Annotated in this window: 23 protein-coding genes; 3 read left to right on the top strand and 20 right to left on the bottom strand. The window is 67.3% G+C overall.

Annotated features, from left to right (window positions below; all coding sequences use genetic code 11):
- Positions 1-645 (bottom strand): ParB/Srx family N-terminal domain-containing protein (locus tag AB6A66_RS16895; protein WP_371056808.1); only part of this gene is annotated, 645 nt, incomplete at its 3' end.
- 781 nt (positions 646-1,426) lie between these two features.
- Entirely contained in the window at positions 1,427-2,206 is a 780-nt protein-coding gene (locus AB6A66_RS16890; RefSeq protein ID WP_371056806.1) for a LysR family transcriptional regulator, read from the bottom strand.
- A gap of 95 nt (positions 2,207-2,301) precedes the next feature.
- Between AB6A66_RS16890 and AB6A66_RS16885 the strand changes: the two genes are divergently transcribed.
- The 3 genes from AB6A66_RS16885 (at position 2,302) to AB6A66_RS16875 (ending at position 6,144) form a co-directional block, all read left to right on the top strand.
- On the top strand, positions 2,302-3,030 hold the full coding sequence (locus AB6A66_RS16885; protein WP_113290477.1) for a class II aldolase/adducin family protein: 729 nt from the start codon (positions 2,302-2,304) through the stop codon (positions 3,028-3,030).
- A complete protein-coding gene (locus tag AB6A66_RS16880) occupies positions 3,027-4,439 on the top strand; it encodes a sulfatase-like hydrolase/transferase (protein ID WP_371056805.1) in 1,413 nt (470 codons plus the stop codon). The genes AB6A66_RS16885 and AB6A66_RS16880 overlap by 4 nt, the downstream gene beginning before the upstream one ends.
- A 64-nt stretch (positions 4,440-4,503) precedes the next feature.
- On the top strand, positions 4,504-6,144 hold the full coding sequence (locus tag AB6A66_RS16875; RefSeq protein WP_371056804.1) for an ABC transporter substrate-binding protein: 1,641 nt from the start codon (positions 4,504-4,506) through the stop codon (positions 6,142-6,144).
- 424 nt (positions 6,145-6,568) lie between these two features.
- Here AB6A66_RS16875 and AB6A66_RS16870 read toward each other — a convergent pair whose 3' ends face one another.
- The 18 genes from AB6A66_RS16870 to AB6A66_RS16785 form a co-directional block, all read right to left on the bottom strand.
- Positions 6,569-6,991: a DUF6362 family protein gene (locus AB6A66_RS16870; RefSeq protein WP_371056803.1), complete on the bottom strand. Its 423-nt coding sequence runs from the start codon at positions 6,989-6,991 to the stop codon at positions 6,569-6,571.
- Complete coding sequence (locus tag AB6A66_RS16865) at positions 6,984-7,193, bottom strand: hypothetical protein (protein WP_371056802.1); 210 nt, start codon at positions 7,191-7,193, stop codon at positions 6,984-6,986. The genes AB6A66_RS16870 and AB6A66_RS16865 overlap by 8 nt, the downstream gene beginning before the upstream one ends.
- The gene (locus AB6A66_RS16860; RefSeq protein ID WP_371056801.1) at positions 7,190-7,726 is read right to left on the bottom strand and encodes a crossover junction endodeoxyribonuclease RuvC; all 537 of its coding nucleotides are present in this window, start codon (positions 7,724-7,726) and stop codon (positions 7,190-7,192) included. The genes AB6A66_RS16865 and AB6A66_RS16860 overlap by 4 nt, the downstream gene beginning before the upstream one ends.
- Positions 7,727-7,831: 105 nt before the next feature.
- Positions 7,832-10,333 (bottom strand): toprim domain-containing protein, encoded by a 2,502-nt coding sequence (locus tag AB6A66_RS16855; RefSeq protein ID WP_371056800.1) that lies wholly within the window; start codon positions 10,331-10,333, stop codon positions 7,832-7,834.
- A 437-nt stretch (positions 10,334-10,770) separates the two neighbouring features.
- Positions 10,771-11,076 carry a hypothetical protein gene (locus tag AB6A66_RS16850; RefSeq protein WP_371056799.1) on the bottom strand — a complete coding sequence of 102 codons (306 nt, stop codon included), beginning with the start codon at positions 11,074-11,076 and terminating at the stop codon, positions 10,771-10,773.
- 26 nt (positions 11,077-11,102) lie between these two features.
- A complete protein-coding gene (locus tag AB6A66_RS16845; protein ID WP_371056798.1) occupies positions 11,103-12,386 on the bottom strand; it encodes an ATP-dependent RecD-like DNA helicase in 1,284 nt (427 codons plus the stop codon).
- On the bottom strand, positions 12,383-13,159 hold the full coding sequence (locus tag AB6A66_RS16840) for a hypothetical protein (protein WP_371056797.1): 777 nt from the start codon (positions 13,157-13,159) through the stop codon (positions 12,383-12,385). Before AB6A66_RS16840 ends, AB6A66_RS16845 begins: the two co-directional genes overlap by 4 nt.
- 10 nt (positions 13,160-13,169) lie before the next feature.
- Entirely contained in the window at positions 13,170-13,370 is a 201-nt protein-coding gene (locus tag AB6A66_RS16835) for a DUF6511 domain-containing protein (protein WP_371056796.1), read from the bottom strand.
- A gap of 164 nt (positions 13,371-13,534) precedes the next feature.
- On the bottom strand, positions 13,535-13,768 hold the full coding sequence (locus AB6A66_RS16830; protein WP_371056795.1) for a hypothetical protein: 234 nt from the start codon (positions 13,766-13,768) through the stop codon (positions 13,535-13,537).
- On the bottom strand, positions 13,765-14,493 hold the full coding sequence (locus AB6A66_RS16825; protein ID WP_371056794.1) for a hypothetical protein: 729 nt from the start codon (positions 14,491-14,493) through the stop codon (positions 13,765-13,767). The genes AB6A66_RS16830 and AB6A66_RS16825 overlap by 4 nt, the downstream gene beginning before the upstream one ends.
- A gap of 5 nt (positions 14,494-14,498) precedes the next feature.
- A complete protein-coding gene (locus AB6A66_RS16820; protein WP_371056793.1) occupies positions 14,499-15,359 on the bottom strand; it encodes an ATP-binding protein in 861 nt (286 codons plus the stop codon).
- Complete coding sequence (locus AB6A66_RS16815; RefSeq protein ID WP_371056792.1) at positions 15,356-15,844, bottom strand: hypothetical protein; 489 nt, start codon at positions 15,842-15,844, stop codon at positions 15,356-15,358. The genes AB6A66_RS16820 and AB6A66_RS16815 overlap by 4 nt, the downstream gene beginning before the upstream one ends.
- A gap of 44 nt (positions 15,845-15,888) precedes the next feature.
- Positions 15,889-16,233 (bottom strand): hypothetical protein, encoded by a 345-nt coding sequence (locus AB6A66_RS16810; protein ID WP_371056791.1) that lies wholly within the window; start codon positions 16,231-16,233, stop codon positions 15,889-15,891.
- 24 nt (positions 16,234-16,257) lie between these two features.
- Positions 16,258-16,512, bottom strand: a complete 255-nt coding sequence (locus AB6A66_RS16805) for a hypothetical protein (protein ID WP_371056790.1) — start codon at positions 16,510-16,512, stop codon at positions 16,258-16,260.
- A gap of 85 nt (positions 16,513-16,597) precedes the next feature.
- The gene (locus AB6A66_RS16800; RefSeq protein WP_371056789.1) at positions 16,598-17,320 is read right to left on the bottom strand and encodes an RNA polymerase sigma factor; all 723 of its coding nucleotides are present in this window, start codon (positions 17,318-17,320) and stop codon (positions 16,598-16,600) included.
- 99 nt (positions 17,321-17,419) lie between these two features.
- Complete coding sequence (locus AB6A66_RS16795; RefSeq protein ID WP_058864076.1) at positions 17,420-17,665, bottom strand: hypothetical protein; 246 nt, start codon at positions 17,663-17,665, stop codon at positions 17,420-17,422.
- A 93-nt stretch (positions 17,666-17,758) separates the two neighbouring features.
- On the bottom strand, positions 17,759-18,718 hold the full coding sequence (locus AB6A66_RS16790; protein WP_371056788.1) for a hypothetical protein: 960 nt from the start codon (positions 18,716-18,718) through the stop codon (positions 17,759-17,761).
- Between the two features lie 27 nt (positions 18,719-18,745).
- Positions 18,746-19,580: hypothetical protein (locus AB6A66_RS16785; RefSeq protein ID WP_371056787.1), on the bottom strand; the 835-nt coding region annotated here is incomplete at its 5' end.

Here is a 19,580-nt window from a genome sequence, read left to right as displayed (position 1 = left end):
GTAGTCCACCAGATACGGCGGGTCGGTGGCGAACAGGATCGCCCGCTCGCCGTTCATCAGGCGTCTCACATCGTCGTGGCTGGTGCTGTCGCCGCAGAGGAGGCGATGGTCGCAGAGGATCCACAGATCGCCCGTCTGCGAGGCCGGGTTGCGCGGCGGCTCGGGGATGGTCACCGGAGGCACGGAGCCCCCGGCGCCACCCTCTTCGTCACCGCCCCCATCCGCATCGAAGGCCAGCAGCTTGTCCAGCTCGCCATCCGAGAAGCCGACCAGCGACATGTCGTAGTCGTCGGCCAGCAGGTCCTGCAACTCGGCAGACAGGAGCGCCTCGTCCCAGCTGCCGAGTTCGGTCAATTTATTGTCGGCCAAACGATAGGCCCGCCGCTGCGCCTCAGTCAGATGCCCCAGCACGATGACCGGCGCCTCGGTCAGCCCGAGCTGTTCGGCCGCCAGCACCCGCCCGTGCCCGGCGATCAACTCACCGTCCTCGCCCACAAGGCAGGGCACCGTCCAGCCGAATTCGGCCATGCTCGCGGCCAGCTTCGCGACCTGGTCCGCGCCGTGCTGCTTGGCATTGCGGGCATAGGGCTGGAGGCGCGCGAGCGGCCATTGCTCGATCCGCTCGGGGGCGAAGCTCAGCGTCATGCGTGATCCTGTCGATGTTGTGCGCCCGGCGGCCCAGACCGCGCTGGACTCCCGCGTCCTGGACTCCGCCGGGGTGGATACCCTGGCTTCCGGCTGGACTCCGGATTCCGCGGGGCATCCACCCCGCGCAACCGCTCAGGTCTTTGATTTCACGAAGGTTTCATGTTGTCGCGGGTGGACCCCGGACTCCGGTGGCTTCCCAAAAAATCGGCCCTGTCGCTGGCGATATTCCGCGCCACGCCCGCCAGCATACGTTTCGGCCCGAAAAGGAACCGGAAAACAATGGCTTGGCGGTCTGGACCCCGGCTGGACCCCGGAAGCCAAGCCCGGTGTCCAACTCGGGATGAGCGTCGGTTCGTCCAAGCGCACGACCCCAAGTATATCGCCATGGATAGCGTCAGCGGGCCGATCCGTCTCGCCGTCCGGTGTCTCGCCGGAAATTGTCTCAGCGGCTGACAGTTGTTGACACGCTCACGCGCGAAAACTTCCGAGAATCCGATGCGCGACGCAGAAGCGGACGTTTGCGCTAGCTGTGAGCTTTCATTAGGTTGTCCATTTGGTTCCGTCCGGGAAAGCTGAAGGTGCTGACGTTTTAGCTGACCGCTGGAGGGACCAAATGAACGTTTGCAAGAATGCCCGTCTGACGCCGCACAGTCGAGCCGAGCTGGTGCGGCGGGTGCTCGTGGAGGGGCAGGCACGCAACGGGTGTCGCTTTTCGCGCCGGGCTTCAATCGGACCGAGTGGGGTTTCGCGCGACGGAGAATCCGGCTTGAGGAATACTCTACGGCGCGATCATGCGCTTTAGCCAGCCGGCGAACACGCGACCCGTGCCGCTGCGGGTGCGGCACCAGTAGCAGTGTCTGTCCGCCTCGCCGATCTGGAACACTTGTAGGCCGTGACTTTCCACATCGTCCCTCGCCAGGAAGCTCGGGCAGATCGTGCGCGCCTTCAGGCTGCGTGCAAGCTGCAAGGCCGAATGGAAGGTGTCTACCTCCGCGACGGTTTCGCCTCTCAGGGCATCGAAGCTGCGTCGATAGCCGGCAACACGGACGACGCCGCCCGCCGCTTCCGGATGAGCGACTCCGATGAGGGCGCCGTTGCCCAGGATCTCTGCATCCTGCTGTCCGGCAGGTGCGAAGAAGATCTCGACATCAGCGTCGATGCCGAGCGTGTCGCGCGACCAGAGCGCCGTGCGGAGGTTGAGGCGCAGATCCGAGTGGGCAGTTGTGAAGGCATGGAGTCGAGGCATCAGCCAGTGCAGGGCGAAGCTCGCGTTGCTCAACACCAGGAGTTCCGAGCCCTTGGGCTGCTCCAGCCGGTCCAAGGCCGCGTCGATGCGCTGGAGGCCCTGCGCAACGCCGGTCTGAAGCTCCAGTCCTTCCGAGGTGGCGCGCACGCCGCGCGCTTCGCGTATCAGAAGTGTCGTGCCCAGCCGCTGTTCCAGCGCCTGAATCTGCTTGGAAACCGCCGCCTGGCTGAGCCCCAGTTCCTCGGCCGCGAGGGTGATGTTGCAATGGCGCGCCGCCGCCTCGAACGACCGCAACCAGTTGAGGACACTCATGCAATTCCATCCGTTATGGCTACTGCCAAAGAATGATCGCTTCTGCGGCCGGCGTCCAGCCCGTAGTCTCGGGTCATGAAAGACGGAGGTCTGCAATGAAGGACGTCCATCACGACGAGAAGACCATTCGCGCCGAGCTGGCCGCGGCGCTGAGATGGTTTGACCGGCTGGGGATGAACGAGGGCATCGCGAACCATGTGAGCCACGACATGGGCGACGGAACCTTCCTGCTGAACCCCTACGGCGTGCACTGGTCCGTCATTCGGGCCTCGGATCTCGCGCGGCTGGCGTCAGACTGCGATACGGGTGCGGTCGGCGACAATATTGATCCCACGGCCTGGGCTATCCACGGGGCGATGCATCGGCATGTGCCGCAGGCGCGCTGCGTGATGCATCTTCACTCGCGGGCGGGGACGGCGTTGTCGTGCCTTGCCGATCCTACGCTCCCGCCCATCGACCAGAACGCGATGCGGTTCTTCGGGCGCGTCGCCATCGACATGGGCTTCGACGGCATGGGCCTGGGCGACGAGGCGGAGCGGCTTGCCGGCGCGCTCGGTTCGCGCCGCATCCTGTTGATGGCGCAGCACGGCGTGCTTGTCGTTGGCGACAGCGTCGCACAGTGCCTGGACGACCTCTACTATTTCGAGAAGGCTGCCGACACCTACCTGCTCGCCCTTGCCACGGGGCGCGCGCTGAATATTGCCAGCGCTGAGATCGCCGAGAAGACAGCCCGCCAGTGGGAGGCTTATCCGGGTTTCGCCGCCCGCCACCTCGCCGCGATCCGCCAAGTGCTGGATGCCGAGGGCGCGGAGTACGCGGCATGACGGATCACCCCCGGAATCTTCTGATACTCATGTCGGACGAACATCGGCGCGACGCCACCGGCTTCATGGGGCATCCCGCAGCTCCGACGCCCGCGCTCGACCGGCTCGCCGCGCGCGGAATGGTGTTCGATAACGCGTACACGCCCGCGCCCATCTGCGTGCCAGCGCGCGCCGCCTTCGCGACCGGGTTGCCGACGCATTGCACCGGGCACTGGGACAGCGCCGCGCCCTGGTCGGGGCAGCCCCGCGGCTGGATGCATGCCCTGCGCGACGCAGGAATCCATACGGCGACCTTTGGCAAGCTGCATTACAAGGCCGGGTCCGATCACGGGGCGGTTGAGGAGATCGCCCCGCTGCACGTGGCGGGCGAAGGCTGGACCGTCAGCCTCGTCCGTGACGGCACGGCGACCTTCGCGGCGGCCCATGAGTTGGCGCTGGAGGTCGCCACTGGCGAAACCGAAACGACTCGCTACGACCGCTCGGTGAGCGATGCGGCAGTCGAATGGATTGCTTCGACCGAACGCACCAAACGACCCTGGGCGGCAATGGTCAGCCTCGTGACGCCGCATTACCCGCTGGTCGCACCGGCAGACTGGCGCGCGCGTATCGACCCGGACCTCATCCCGCCCCCGGTGGCTGCCCGCGATCGCCCGGCCCATCCCGAATTGCGCCGGATCCGCGACTTTTATGACCACGACCCATATTTCGACGACCGGCTGATGGCCGAGGCGCGCCTGAACTACATGGCGCTGGTAGCCTTCATGGACGATTGCATGGGACGCGTGCTCGCGGCGCTGGAGGTGTCCGGCCAGGCGGAGGACACGCTGGTGATCTATGTCTCCGATCACGGCGAAATGCTGGGCGACCATGGCTTCTGGGGAAAGTCGGTAATGCTGGAGGGCTCGGTCGGCATTCCCATGATCGCGGCCGGGCCTGGCGTTGTCGCTGGGCGCTGCGCAACGACGGCAAGTCTTCTCGACATCGCGACGACGGCGCTTCCGGTTTTCGGTCAGAAGGCCGCCACTCTGCCCGGGGCGGATCTGCGGGATTTGGCGGCTGCCCCGGACGATCCGAACCGGACGGGGTTTTCCGAATATCACGACGGCGGCTCGACCACTGGGGCATTCATGATCCGCTGGGACCGCTGGAAATACGTCCACTACACGTCCGAACGCCCGCAACTCTTCGATCTGAGGACGGATCCCGGGGAACGTGTCGATCTCGGCGCCAATCCGGACTTCTCTCCTATCCGCGCCGAAGGCCTGCGCCGTCTGCGCGAGATATGCGATCCGGACCAGGTCGATGCCGCCGCCCACGCCGACCAGGACCGAAGGCTTGCAAGGATGGGCGGCCGCGACGCCGCGATGTCCAGCGCCTTCTCCCACACGCCCATTCCCGCTCTGCCCTGAACGACAAGAGCAGCCAAAACCGGGCCGCCGCAATCCCGCGATCCACCAATTCGGAGATGCCGTCATGACACATATTCACCCCGCTGCCCCCGCCCTCGCTCGCGAGGTCGCCGATGGCACGCTGAGCCGGCGCGAATTCCTCACCCGTGCGACGGCACTGGGGGTTGCCGCGCCCGCCGCCTACGCCCTGCTCGGCCTGAATGCCCCGGCAGTGGCACAGCAAGCCATCCCCGCGCAGGGCGGCACCCTGCGCATGCAGATGAGCGTCCGCGCGATCAAGGATCCCCGGACTGCGGACTGGTCGGAGATCGGCAACCTGCTGCGTGGCCCTCTGGACTACATGGTGCAGTACAACAACGACGGCACCTTCACGCCGATGCTGCTGGAGGCGTGGGAGGTCAACGAGGACGCCACCGAATACGTCCTCCGCGTGCGACCCGGCGTGACATGGTCCAACGGCGAGGCCTTCACCGCCTCGGATGTCGCCCGCACCTTCGAATACTGGTGCGACAGCGAGGTGGAGGGCAACACCATGGCCTCGCGCCTGAGCGTGCTGGTGGACGAGGCGACTGGCGCCTTGATCGAGGGCAGCGTCGAGGTCGTCGACGATCTCACCGTACGCCTGTACCTTCCCCGGCCGGACATCACTATCATCCCCAGCATGGCGGATTATCCCGCGGCCGTTCCGCACCCGACCTTCGATCCGGGCGACCCAGCCGCCATCGTCGGGACCGGGGCCTATACCTTGGCCGAACTGGAGGTGGGCCAGCGCGCGGTGTTCGAGCGCCGCGAAAGCTGGTGGGGCACGGAGGTCCATGGCGGCCCGTATCTCGACCGGATCGAGTTCCTGGACTACGGGACAGATCCGGCTTCTTGGTTGGCCGCCGCAGAGGCCGGAGAACTCGACATCCTCTACGAAACGACGGGCGAATTCATCGAGGTGTTCGACACCATCGGCTGGGAGAAGTCGGACGTCGTGACCAGCGCGACGCTCACGGTGCGCTTCAATCAATTGGCCGAAGTGGACGGGATGCGCCCCTATGCTGACGAGCGGGTCCGCCGCGCCCTCATCATGGCGACCGACAACGAGCTTGTGCTGGAACTCGGTTATTCCGGGCTTGGCGCGCCGGCCGAGAACCATCACGTCGCGCCGATCCACCCGGAATACGCCGAAATCCCGAACATTCCTCACGATCCCGAAGGCGCGAGGGCCCTTCTCGAGGAAGCCGGCATGGCCGATTTCGAGCACGAACTGGTCTCGATCGACGATGACTGGCGCCGGAACTCATCCGACGCCGTGGCTGCGCAACTCAGGGATGCCGGCATTCCGGTGCGGCGTGTCGTCGCTCCCGGCAGCACATTCTGGAACAACTGGCTCCAGTATCCCTTCTCGTCCACGAACTGGAACCATCGACCCCTTGCCGTGCAGATACTCAACCTCGCCTACCGATCCGGCGTGCCGTGGAACGAGACCGGATTCTCGAGCGAGGAATTCGACCGGGTTCTCGATGCAGCGCTTTCGGTCGCGGATGCAGATCAGCGTCGGGAGCATGCCCGTCGCCTCGAAGAGATCATGCTCGAAGAGGCCGTGACGATCCAGCCTTACTGGCGCGCGCTCTACCGCCACATGCGCCCGGGCATCATTGGCGCTGACATGCATATCTCCTTCGAAGTACATCCCACGAAGATCGGCTTCGACGCGTAAACCCCGTCCGAATGCTTGGCTAGGCGCTGGCCCCTCGCCATGATGTCATACTCGTGCCCATAACGGACGGACTCCGCACACCAGCATCAGCTAATCGGGAAAGGAGCCGCTGGGAGGCCGGCGGCTCGCTCGGGTATTTTCATGTCTTCGACATGGCGACGCAATCGAGGAAGCCTAAACCGGCCATCCGCGTCGCAAGTGTTGGCAGTGGACCGTCTGCGATGCAATGAACGACCTTTGTTTGCAGTTTCGCATTATTGGCACATCGCCTATCGTCGCCGTGCGTACGCGTTGCAGCGAATGCCCGGACCACCGCCCGTACTCCCGAAAGCCCTCGGGGCGGCAGTGGAAAACGAGCACGTGCCGCGATAGGCCGGAAGGTCCGAACAACGGCCATTGAGTCGTTCCGCAGCTGAGGTCCGGTTCACCCCGTCCGCCTCACCACGAACGCCATGGACCTCTTCCGCGGCACCTGCCGCCCGTTCAGCCGCCACACGATCACGGCGATGCCGTAATGCCAGCGCCGGTTCGCTGTGGCGCGGCTTATGCCGAGCTCCCAACAGATGGGCTTCCAAGGCGTGCGGTTGGCGCGCAGCCAGACGAGGCGAGCGTCGTCCTTCTCGAGCCAACGCAGCCACAGCATCGCCTCCTCGGCCTCCGTAATCTGGCGCGGGCTCGGCCGGGGCCGGCGCATCTGCGGCTCCTGACCGACCTGATCGGCGAAGCTGTGGAAGTAGTCGGGCCAGGCGTTGAAGTAGCCCTGCGGCTTCACCGCAGGCAGCTGTGCGAAGACGTCCGCGGCGAGTTCGAGACGGTCCTGCACCTGCGCGGTGGTCCAGTCAGTCATGGCGTACCTCCCGGACCGCGGGCGGCTTGCCATAGAGCTTGTCCCCGAGTTGACGGATCAACTCCCGCTCCGGCCAGGTGAGGCGCTGGTCGTCCAGCGAGACCGCCAGCATCCGCTGCTCGTGCCAGCCCTCGCGTTTGACCTGCTCCGGGTCGCGGCGGCGGCCGCCATAGCCATTGGGCGTGTATCGCATCCTGCTCATGCCACGCCTCCCGCCGTCTCGATCGCCCAGAACAGGATGGCGATGGCGTCGGCCTCGTTGTCGTCGGCCGGGCTGAAGCCCCGGGCGCGAGCCGCCGCGATCATCGCCTCCTTCGGGGCGTTCCCCTTGCCGGTTGCGTGGCGCTTGATCGTGCCCACCGGGACGCCCTCGTAGGGCACGCCGCGGAGCTCGGCCCAGGAGGTGAGCGTGGCCATGAGCCCGCCATAGACGTGGGCTGCGTCGGTGCCGGCGTGGCGGCGGACCTCCTCGAACCAGATGCTCGCGATCGGCCCGCTCAGGCGGTCGAACTCCGAGAGCCAGTTGGTGAAGCGCAGGTATCGCATCCCGCCGCCGTCGAAGCGGCCGGGGCGGAAGCTGGCGGTGCCGGAGGTGATCAGCCCGTCGGCGCCATGCAGGGCCCAGCCGGTGGCGGTGCCGAGATCGAGCGCGAGCAAGGTACGGTCGGCGCGGTGCGCCACCGGCAGATCGGGGATTGCCTCGCGGTGCGAGGTGGCGAGAGTCGGGTCAGCCATGGGCGGTCTCCTTTTCTGGTTGGCTGCTCGGGTGGATGACGACGGCGGTTGATGCTTGGCGGTACCGGCCGCCGTCGTCGGATCGGGGTGTGATGGCTGTCCGGCTCATGGGTCGAGCTCGCGTAGCCAGTCAGGCGCCGCAGAACGTGGGGAACATCGATTTTGACGTTCCCCCCGATGTTCCCCTCCGTAACCTTCTGATTTCACGTGGTTTGGGGAAGGTGGGGAACATGGGGAACGTTTTCCGGGCCCATCCTTGTCGTGCGCGTGCGCGCGGGCACGCGCGTGTGAAGGGGCGGAAAAATGTTCCCCATGTTCCCCATGTTCCCCTCGGCCAATGTTTTCAGTGGGTTGGCGAGGGGAACTTCCGTTTTCGACGTTCCCCTCAGCGGGCCGATGTTCCCCAACCTCAGGTTGATCTCCGCCCGAGGCATCGTTTTTCACGTCCGACAGCACCAGCTTCCAACGCGCGGCCTTGTGCTCGATGCCGTCCTTCCTGACCCGGACATGCAATGATCCGATCCGGAATATCCGGTCTCGCATTCGTGAAATCGCTTTTCCGAAGGCTGTCTTTTGCGCGCGGTCGTTTCCTCCGGCGAGCGGTGGCTGCGGGTCACAGAACAGGGCGATATCGAACAGGTCCGCGGACAGCACGGGGGCCGTCCCGAACCTGTCCCACCAGGCGGCGATGAAGGCGCTCCAGCCGGCGCCCTCACTGTCGGAGGCGGCCATCATCTCTTCCAGATTGCCGAGAAAGCCCGGAATGCCGGCCGTCTCGAGCACGCCGCCCATGACCTGCGCCCAGCTCTCGTAGGAGCCGATGGTCCTGGTGCCACGCGGCTTGCCGGCGGCGATCCAGGCCTGGCAGAGCGTCAGGCAGGCCGCGACTATGCGGCCCCGGTTGGCGCGCACCCAGACCATGAGATCGGGATGGCGGAAGCCTTTGCGCTGCCAGGGCTGTTCCACATTGGCATCGAGCCGGATGCGCACGAGGCGCCGGGCCATCTCGTTCGAAAACTCCGGGTTGTTGCCGGTGGCGATCCAGAGGCAGCGGATCGGCAGCCGGGTCATCTCGGACTGCCCGAGAACGCGATCCTCCCAGAAGGGAGCGGTGAGGGCGGCAGCCACGGCCGAGCTGTCGAGCTTGGCACGCAGGTTGTCGATCAGGATGATCGAGGGGATCTGGCGCAGCTTGGCGGTGACGCGCTTGCGCCATTCCTCGTCGTCGCGCCCCTCGGTCATGACGCTCGCGCCCGCGCCGGTCAGGATCGTGGCCACGGCATCGACCATCAGCGTGGCCCCGGTCCCGGGCGTGGGCTTCTCGATCAGGTGCAGCGGCGTCGGCCCGTCGATCATGCCGCGCAGGAAGCCCAGCAGCAGGAGCGCCACGACATGCGCGCGCTCGGCCTCGCCGGTGAAGGGGAAGTCCCCGAGCAGGTCCTCGCAGATCAGGGCGCGGGCTGCGCCAATGTCCTCGTCGGTCGGCCGGCTGGGGATATCGGGCACGGTAAAGCCCGGGGCGGGCACGTAGAGCAGCCGGGCGTCGGGGTGATAGCCGGGCGTGGTGATCAGCGTGCCGGTACGCCCGAAGACCGGCGTGTTGACGATGCCGGTTAGGACCGGGAGCGCCGGGTCGGGCGTCGCAAGCACGGATTTCACCACGGCGACGGGCGGCGGCGCGGGCAGCAGTTCGCCCTCGGCATTCTCGCGGACCCAGCGGGCCAGCCGCGCCAGCATGTGGCGCAGGCGCTCCTCGTTGAGCATGGTCGCCACTGGCCGCCCCTCGTCGTCGGGGACGACCCATGTGGGCTGGCCCGCGAAGCGGAAGACCCAGGGCGTGCGGTTGGAGGCCATGACCACGCTCCAGACCTGGGAGACGGCGCGGCCGAGATCGCCCTCGTCGGCTCGCAAGGTCGGAATGGTCTCGCCCGACCCCTGATAGTTGAGCGGACGGTGCTGGCCGGTCTGGAGGACGGCATCGGCGTCGGTGATGGCCTCCGCATCGGCGACCAGGGCCGCGATGGCGGCAGGGCCCTCGCTCAGCAGCAGGTCGTTGAAGTCCTGGCCCTCTCCGGGCGGGCGCGCGATGGCCACATCGCGGCCCTGTGCCCGCAGGCGACGGGCGCAGGCTTCGGCGGCGCGCAATCCGGCGCCAGATACGTCATGATCGGCCAGGATCAGCACGCGCTGCGCGGCGGGCGGCAGATCGATCTGCTCCAGCCCCGACGTCGACAACGTCGCCCAGACCGGCAGATCGGGACAGGCGGTCATCACCGCGAGCCCGGTCTCGATGCCTTCCGACAGCGCCAGCCGGTCACCGGTTCCGAGCGGCGCGAGCCGCACCGCGCCGCCGGCAATCCGTCCGAGCATCATCTTGGGCTTGGAGACCGTCGCCTTGCGCACTTCGTTGTCGTCTTCAACGATGTAGGTGCGGTGCAGCCCGATCACCTCGCCGCTGCGATCGCGCACCTGCCCCAGCAGGGCGGCATAGCCGGTCTTCGTTTCCCAATGCGTCAGATCGGGATGGAACAGCAGGTCGGTCTCGTCGGGCACGGCCAGTGCGCGCCCGGCGAGATAGGTCGCGGCAGGCGTGTCCGTGATCGGCACCGCGCGCGCGAGGATATGCGCGATATCCTGCGAGGCATCGCGCTTGGGTGCCGGTTTCGCAGCCGGCATTTGACGCGCGGGCGCGCCGGGCTGAACACCCGCCCTCTCTGCCGCCTCGACGATCAGTTCGCGCCCCGAGAGCCCGGTGCCTTCCTCGATCGCGCTGATCGGCCCGCCGCCTTCATTTCCGTCGAAGTCGATCCAGTCGCCGGCATGCGGCCCGCGCAAGCTGATGACGCAGGAGCCGGTGTTGCGCGGCGCGTCCCCGCGGATATTGGCCAGCCGCCATTCGTCGCCGACGCGCTTGCCGTTCGGGAAGAGGCGCGGCACCCAGCTCTCGGCTGTCTCGCGCAAGCGCTGCACGATCAGGTCCAGATCGTAACGCGCGGGCTGAACATGGGCCGGAGCGACATCGTTGAGGTCGATGACAACGGCACTCACTGGAACGCCCCCGGCGGGACCACGCCACCGAACCAGCTGCGATCACTGCGAATGGCGATGAACCCGAAGCCCGGCCCCCGATGTTTCGGATCCGGAACGATCCAGAGATCCTCGCCCTCGTCGTAGAAGGCGCCGTGATCCGGACCGTAGAGCTGCTCGATGAGATACTCTCGCGGAACCTCGCGCAACGCGTCTTCGAGCGCCCGGATTTCCTCGACGCTCCTACCGGACGCATCGGCATAGGACTGGCGCTCTGCTTCCTTCTGCGCCGGTGAACGCGGATCGCGCGATCGATTGCCCATGGTCTGCTCCTTCTTCGGCCGGGAGGTCATGACAGGATCAGCAGGCCGCGCTCGGCCCGGGTGATGGCGGTGTAGAGCCAGCGACTGCGTTCCTCGGCGGTGTGGCCGAACCCGTCGTCGACCACGATCACGGTCGGGAACTGGCTGCCCTGAGCCTTGTGGCAGGTGATGGCGTAGCCCCAGCTCGACTGGATCAGCCCGCGGCAGGCCATCCATTCGCGGCGATGGCGATCCCGGTCGAAGCGCACGTGGTCATCGTATTCGCCGCGCCAGAAGTCCTGCATGCCGGAGACAGGTGTTCCGTCGTCGGTCTGCACGCTGGCGCGGAAGGCCCGGTCGTTGTGCGGATGGGCCTGCACATCCGTAAGGGTCAGGAACATGCCGTTGATCAGCCCGAGATCGTGGCGGTTGCGCAGGCAGATGATCTTTTCGCCGGCGCCCGTGGGGTAATCGGCCTCGAACCCGGCGGCGTCCTTCATCGCGGTGTTGAGCCTGCGCCGCATGGCGTGGGTGCCGCAGATCACCTGTCCGCCCTGCAGCATCTGCGCGGGGCCGACCTCGTGGCGGGACATCTTCCAGACCTGATCGTCGTAGGCGCCGAAGGGGATGTCGTGGCCCTGCCGCGCCATTGTCGCGAGCCGCAGGATCGGGCTGTCGGCCGCCTGTCGGTGCACCTCGGTGAGCATCACGTCCGGCACAGCCTGGGTGAAGACGCCCGTGCCCTTCACGGGCGGCAGCTGGCCCGGATCGCCGAGAACGAGGATCGGTTTGCCGAAGGCCAGCAGGTCCTGCGCCATGTCCGCGCCCACCATCGACACCTCGTCGAGAACCAGCAGATCGGCATCGCGCAGATCGGATTGCGGGTTCAGGACGAACTGGGGCTCGTGGATGTGGTCGAGGCGCAGTTTCAGCTGCGCGATCTGCGCCTCGGCGAAGCCGCGCTCGGCCACGCCCATCCGAGGCAGGTCGCGCTCCAGCGCCGCCAGTTCCTCGGTCACCCGCGCGATTTCCTCGGGCGAGGCCTCGGACGTACGATAGATCAGGCTGTGGATCGTCTGGGCCGGGGTGCCCTTTTGCGTCATCACGTGAACGGCCTTGCCCGTGAACGCGGCAAAGAGCACGCCGCCGAGACCGCCCGGGGTCATGGGTTCCAGGCCGAGCGCCTCGATGGCCATGGCGGTGATGGTGGTCTTGCCCACGCCGGCGTATCCGAACACCCGGAACACCTGCTGCTCGTGCGTGCGATGGAGATACCAGTCGCGGATGGCGGCAATGGCGCGCGTTTGCGCTTCCGTGAGGCTGACGTTCATGGCTGCGCCTCCGTCCAGCACCGCGCGGCAAAGGGGCAGAACCGGCAGAGATAGAAATCGGCATGGGCGGCTATGCGGGGCAGCAACTCGCCCGCGTCTGCGGCGCGCAGCACGGCGACCGCCTTGTCGGACAGCTCCTGCGCGGTCGCCGGGTCGAAGGCGACATGCTCGTGGTAAAGCTCGCAGCTGTCCTTGTTCAGCGCCGTGAAGAGCGCCGACCCGAGGCCCATATAGGCCATGTAGATCTGCAGCTGGCCATAATAGACGGGCTTGGAAACCTGCACGCCCTTCTTCGCCGTGTCATTCCAGCTGGAAGCTTTCAGCGCCTTGTGCTCCCAGAGAACGGGCCAGGTCAGGCCGAGAGCCGGGCCATCGACGATCACCCCGTCGACATGGCCGCGGATCCGGCCGCCCGCGGTCTCGAAGCCGAACTGGCCGCCCTCGCGTGTCTGCGTGCGCAGGTCGAACCCGGCGAGCCGCAGCCAGCGGATGGCGAGATCCTCGAAGACATGGCCGGCGGCGAAGATGCGCAGGCTCCGCCCCTCGAGCTCCTTGCCGGGATCGGGCGGGGTATGGGTCACCTCGTAGACGAGGCGGCGCGCGCAGGGCTCGCCGATCCGGCTGGCGCCGAGATAGTCGCGGGGCCGCTGGCCAGCGCGCTCGGCCACGAGCGCGTCATCGAGCAGCGTGTTGATCCGGGCACCGAGCGGCGGCGGGGCATCGGCGGCGCGGCCGTAGACGAAGCCGGAGCGGTGGTTGAGATCGACCAGCATCCGCACCTCCTCAGAACGGCACGTCGCCGGCGTCGGACTGGCGCTGCATGGACGCCTGAAATCCGTCGATGCAGGCCTCGATCAGGCGGTCGATGTCCTCGGCCGGCCGGTCGAAGAAGGGCTCCATCAGCCCCATCTCGGTCAGCGCCTCGGCCAGCTCGCGGCGCGCCTCGCGGATCGCGCGGGTTTCCATGTCGGTCTTGTCGATCATGCCGTGGTTCCTTTGGGCGTTGGCCGAACCCGCCGTGAGGCAGGCCATCGAGCAGAAGCGGTGATGGGGATGGCGATCCCAGCGCAGGCCGTGGCAGTAGCCGAAGCCCCGGGCCTCCCGGCCGCAGAGCGCGCAGGGCACGCGGCGGCCGAGTTCGGCGCGGGTCAGCCGATGAGCAGCAGGTCGAGCGCGTTTCGCTCCTCCGCGTCCGGCGCGGCGGTGCGGCGCTCGGAGGCCAGCACGATGAAACGGCTGATGGCGTTCGACGCCATGCATTCCAGATCGCGCCGGGTGAGGCTCGCGATGGGACGGTCGAGCCGCCCCCGCGCCTCGAGCCAACGCCCCATCGCAAGGGCCGCCTCCGTGGTGACATGCGCCTGCCATTCGTCCGGGCTCACGGGTTGAGCCAGGCCGGGCCGCCCGCGGCCTTCGGCGCGGCGGGCTCGGCGGCAGGATGGGCGGCGGGCTGGGCGGCGGGCGACGACCACGCGGGCGCGGCCGGCGCCGCGGCGGGCTGCGACTGACCCCAGGCGGGGGCTGCGGGCTGCGCGGGCGCGGCGGCAGGCCGGGGCTTGTTCGAGGGCTGCGCCGGCACCGTTTCGCCGGCCATCACCTTCTGCCACTCGGGCGCGGTGGGCAGCACGACATGGTCGAGCTTGTTGGCGTCCTTGTAGGCGGGGTTGCGGCTCGGCTCGATCTGGATCTTCGCGACGAAGGTGATCCCGTCGAGATCGGCGAGCCCACGCAGCACGCGCTTGGCCCTGGCCGCCTCGCTCATGTCCTCGGGATTGAGCCCCAGCGCGCTGTCGATCATCGCGCGGAACGTCGACTTGGAGATCTTCCAGCCGATCGACTGGCCCTGTTCGTCGAGCTTGCCGCCCTGCACGGTGAAGTTCTGCCAGAACTTGCGCCGGGCATGCGGCCCCTCGGCCACCGTGAACTCGGCGTCGAGCATCAGCACGTCGCTGCCGGGCTGGTTCGAGGGCTTCAGGAGCCCGCGGTCCACCTCGCTCGCCCCGTCCGTGCCGCCCTTGCGGATCGACATCGTCACCTTGGCGAAGGTGCCGTCGGGGATCAGGTCGCCGGATTGCTGCGGCGCCACGTCGTTCATGTCGAAGGTCATCTCGTTCATCCTTTCGGTGCGTGGTTGATCTTGGAGAGGAGCGCGCCGAGATCGGCCGGCTCGGTCAGGTCGAGGCGCCCGGAGCGGTCCTTCGCGGGCAGGCCCCAGGGATTGCCGGAGCGGCAGACGAGGCGACGCGTCTCGCCCTTCTCGGGATCGTGCCGCCAGGCGGTCGCGCCGCCCGAAACAGCTTCTGCGCCGGTCTCGGGGCTGAAGAGGCCGAGGGTCATCACCTGGTCGACGATGCCGGGCAGCTCGCGCGCGGCCTTGCCGCCCTCCATCTGCGGCTGCCAGATCGTCCGGTTCATCTCGTCGGTGATCCGCTCGAGGATGCCGACGAAGATCACCGTGCGGCCGGGCGCGTGCTGGAGGTGCTTGAGGAGCCCGATCACCTCGCGAGCGAGCAGCCCGTAGGCGCCGCGGGTGTCCGGCTTGCCGGTCCGTTCCGACATCGCCTCGGGCCGGGTCTTGGCCCACGCCATCGCCTGCCGGGTGAGGTCGGTGATGCTGTCGACGAAGACGATGCGCTTGGCGTCCAGCCGCGCGGCGAGTTCCGGATGAAGCCCGCGGAGATGCGCATGGTGCGCCTCCGAGAAATGCTCGTCGGGCTGGGCCGCCGGGTTCGCGCCGCCGATCAGGCAGGCGATGTCCACGGCGTCGGCGAAGCGGCGGATCGGCAGGCTGTCGCCGCGCCAGTCCTGCACCGACTTCAGCCCGGCCTCGAGATCGAGGCAGACGGTCTCCTCGGCCGGCAGCGTCTTCAGGAGCGTGGTCTTGCCGGCGCCGCTCGGGCCGAACAGCGCCATGGTGGTCTTGCCCTGCGCCTCGCGCAGCCGCTCGTCGGCGGTGACGATCCGGAGGCTCATGCCGCGCCTCCCTGCGGCAGAAGCTCCACCTTCAGCGCGCCGGTGCGCACGGTCCGCGCGGGCTCGAACACCGCCCGGATGTTGTCGGGCCAGGCGGCGTATTTGCGCTCCGGCACCTTGATGGTGACGTCGACATACTGCGCGGGGTCGTCGCCCGAGCCGCGGATACGCTCGACGATCTCGCCAAGCCGCTCCTGGTCCCAATCCACCCGCTTCGGCAGATCAGCCACCACGGTGAAATCGCCGTCGTCGAAGCGGACCGTCCCGGTATCCTTGGCCCGGGCCTGTCGTTCCTCGGCGGCGCGCGTGGCGTAGCGGATGGTCAGCGCGGTATCGAGCCGGGCCTTCGCCGCCCTGGCGCGCTTCAGCGCCTCATCGGTCTCGCGCTGCAGGATGGCGAGCAGTTCGACGGGAAACTGCGCGAGGTCGGCGTCGGGGATGCCCGGCAGGTCGTCGGGCGTCGGGCTGTTGTTCGGCCAGGGCATGAACGGGTCTCCGTGATCGGCGAATGGGGTCTGGATGCGGGAAGTCACGCCGCCTGCTCCTCGAGCAGCAGCGCCGACAACGAGGCGGCGGCATGCTTCGGCTTCGGTCGCGCGACGGCGATGTAGGCGAAGCGGTCGGGGCCCACGCGCTCCTGCACGAGGTGGACGAGGCCCTGCTCGGCGGCCCAGAAGGCCCGCGATCCGAGCCGCGCCAGTTCCTCCCGCTCGCGGTCCCCGAGGCGGCCGAGCATCGGGAAGATGTCGAGCACGAGGAAACCGCGATGGTATTCGAGCCGGTCGCCGGGCGCGGCCTGCGCCACCCAGGCACAGAACTCGATCTCGCTCAGCGGGCGGCTGGCGCGGACGGCGATGAAGGGGGTGTTGCCCATGAACATGATCTCCGACGCCACCCGCTAGGCGGCCTGTCGGGACACCGGCCCGACCGGGCGGGTGCGGAGACCAGCGACCGGGGCGGCGGCCGGATCAGCCGGGTCATCGCCGTCACAGGCGGCGTAGACCGCAAGGAGCGGCGTGCCGTCCTGATGCGCGCCGGCATCCTCGATCCGGTAGGCCTGGTGGTTCTTCAGAACCTCGGGCAGTTCCCAGCGCCGATAGAGGCCCGGGATCCTGACCATCTCGGCTGCGGGGACTGGGTGGCGTTCCTGCATGGTCCATCCTTGTTCGTGCTGTTCGGCGGCGTGCTTGCCGGTCACTGGGGAAAAGCCATCCGGCGCGCCGGATCGGGACATCGGGTCAGACGATTTCCTGGAGGCGATCGCGGAGCCTGCGGGAGGCGCGCTGGTAGCGCTTGCGGGCGGCCGCTTCTGTGAGGCCCAGCTGGACCGCCGCTTCGGCCTGCGAGCAGCCCTCGACGGCGACGCGGTTGACGAGGTCCGCGTCGCCCCCGATCAGCGTGCGCATGTCGTCGACGAGCCGCGCGCGATGCAGGGCCCGGTCAGGCTCTCCATGCGCCGCGGGGATCCCATCGGGATCGATCTCGGCGGCGACGCCCTGGCGTTCCGCTTCACGCTTTCGCGCCCGGAGGATGTCGCGCTCGACGTTCCGCAGCACCGTGGCGGCGATCCAGGTGACGCGGTCGGGATCGAGGCTGCGAATAGCCTCGGTCGTCCGGGCGAGAATGTCGGAGACGATCTCATCGGCGGGCGCGATCCTGCGCGCCACCGCGCGACGGCGGATCGCGTCGAGCCCGGGCCAGAGCGCCAGCAGCAGCACGGTCACGGCGCAGTCGCACGCGCCATCGTCATCCTGCGCCGCCGCGATCAGCGCTTTGAGGATCCGGTTCTTGCCGGCCGGGCTGTCGGGACCGCGGTGCAACGCTTCGAGAAGCGCCGCCCGGTCCGGAAACCGTGCGATGGATCCCTGCGCGCATCGGAGCCCGTCGAAGCTGCGCTGGAAGCCGAGAGTGGAAGAGGATTGCATGAGGTGGTCGCGGATTTCGTGCCACGCGAAGGACATCGGACGCCTGCCTTCCGGCCAGGCGTCCGGCGCCTTGTGGTGGCCAGGTCAGGACGTCGCGCGTCTCTGCGGTTTCAGGGGGTTGGGTGGATGCGCGCGTCAGCGCGCGGGTGCGGTGGCGTGGTTCAGCGTGCCGCAGCCGCGGCAGGTGGCCTGAACCGGGAAGCCCACGAGATACTCGTGCCCCCGCGCGAAGCGCAGGTGCATCCGGCCGTCCCGGCAGACGCCGAGCAGCTTGTCACAGCGCGTGCAGCGCCATTCCGAGTTGAGGGTGGTGGGCTTGGTCTTCGCGGCGCCGGACCAGCTCGTCGGGGCTGCCTGGCGCGGGTGGAAGGGAGTCGGCATCGGAGTGCTCCTCTGACTGAGTGAGCACCCCCATTGGCCTGGGGAATCGGAGCTAGTCAGACCCCCCAATCGGAGCCGGATCGGAGCCAGCCGTCAGACGGCGATCTCCCATTGTCCTTTTCCGGGGCTTCGCAGGAAGTCGGCCGTCAGCTTTTTCCAGAGAGGCTGCTTGAAAATGTTTGCCAACGACTGGTCTTCCGCGATCCCGCTGATCAGGTCTGCTGTCGCCATTGGCATCGGGCCGGCGTTGTGCGCATCGACCAGCCGCTGGATGACTTCGATGCGGTTCTCGCCCTTGATGTCGATGCTGCCTTTCCCCGGAACAAACAGAGTTGCCATGTTTTCCCCGACCCGGGTGAGTTCGACAACCTGGCCGCCGCGGGCCAGGATCCGATGGCGTCGAAACACGGACCGGAGCTTGTCTGCGACCAACTCGATTTCGGCTTGCTGGGTGTCGATCTGATCGACAAGCGGCGTCAGAACGTTCGCAGCCAGACACGGTCCGGGAGCGCTGCCGGCCTGCAGGACAAGACCGATGCCGAGGTTGTGGCGCGCCCGAAGCTCCGTATCGACGGCCGAGCGGACCTTCTCCCGGTCGAGACCGCGCGCGAGATAGATCGGGACGTCCCCGCCATCGACACTGAGCGTTCCGAGGTATAGGAGATGGTCGCTTAGCTTTTCGATAGCGGGCGCATCGAGCACGTGTTCAAGGCCCGCTTTCAGGTGTTGCGCGACCCAGCCATCGCGCACCCGGTAGACTCTGTAGAGTTCCGGATTGCCAGGTGTGACCTGTCCCTCGGTGACCTCGAGGTTGACCACCTTGTGGCCTTCCCCGTCCTCATCGTCCCTTTCGACACCGGTTTTCACCCCGGCCGCGACCGGCCCGACCTCATCTTCATCGTCGATCAGATCGTCGCCTTCCCAGCCGTGGGGCGCGAGAAAACCCAGTTCAGTAAGGAGGCCCGGATCTACACCTCGAGCTTGGAGCCATGCCCCGGAGACCTTTTCGGCCCCGATGTCCCAGATGGCCAGCAACGCAGGCATCACGGCCATGCTCTCTTCGTCGCCCGGCGCGCGGCCCTAACGGAGGATGTTCCAGTGTCGCAACAGGCGATGTCCCAGAACCCGTTCGAACGGGTCGTCGAGACTCAGAAGGCTGCTTGTATTTCGGTCGGTGAGCGTGAAGTCGAGTGTTTGCGTCGCTTCTCGTCCAGCCCGCCGATACCGCACCGCGATCTCGACGAAGCGAATTGCGACCGCTCGCTCGAAGATCCTTGGGAGGCCCGGCTGGCTGTCGATGATCTCGGCGATGTCCTGATCGATGGTAGTAGAAAGCGACAGGCGGTTGGCGAGATTACGGATGCTGATGTCGGCACGGATTACCCTTGCGCGTTCGATCAACACGTCATCGAAATCCGGCAGCTCCAGGTCGAAGCCTTTCAGGAAATGCGAGATGTCGTAGGCCTGAAAGTCAACGGGCTGATTTGAGTAGGTTTGATCGAGAGCTGTTTCAATGAAACGTTCCGCAATAGTGTGCCTGAGCTTTCGGTTTCCGGCGCGAACATGCACCCGACCGGTCGATGGCGTGTAGACGATCATCGCCTCGCCGGGTGGCCGGAAGTAGATGCTCGACCGATTACCGTCGTCGTCGATCTCTCGAACGCTCGTGGGTGGGTCAGGGTGGTACAGCAGGTACATTTCCGCGGCCGGTTCTTCGCCGTCTTCAGGGATATTGAACTTGTCGATGCTGTAGCCGTCGCCGCGATCGAGGCGCGTGTTGAGGTCGGCTAGAAGCGCCTCAAGCAATGCGCTGCCGGCGCCCGGGCCCCCGTCGATCGAAGGCTCGGCCATGAAGGTCTGGTAATGCTTGTCGTAGCGCCGGTAGAGACGCAGATGCAGGCTGTTCTCCGCCGCT

This window comes from Rhodosalinus sp. K401, assembly GCF_041365735.1.
In the GTDB taxonomy this organism is placed as follows: Bacteria; Pseudomonadota; Alphaproteobacteria; order Rhodobacterales; family Rhodobacteraceae; genus Rhodosalinus.
Note: the sequence above shows the minus strand (reverse complement) of the source record. Positions and strands in the feature narration are given on the sequence as shown.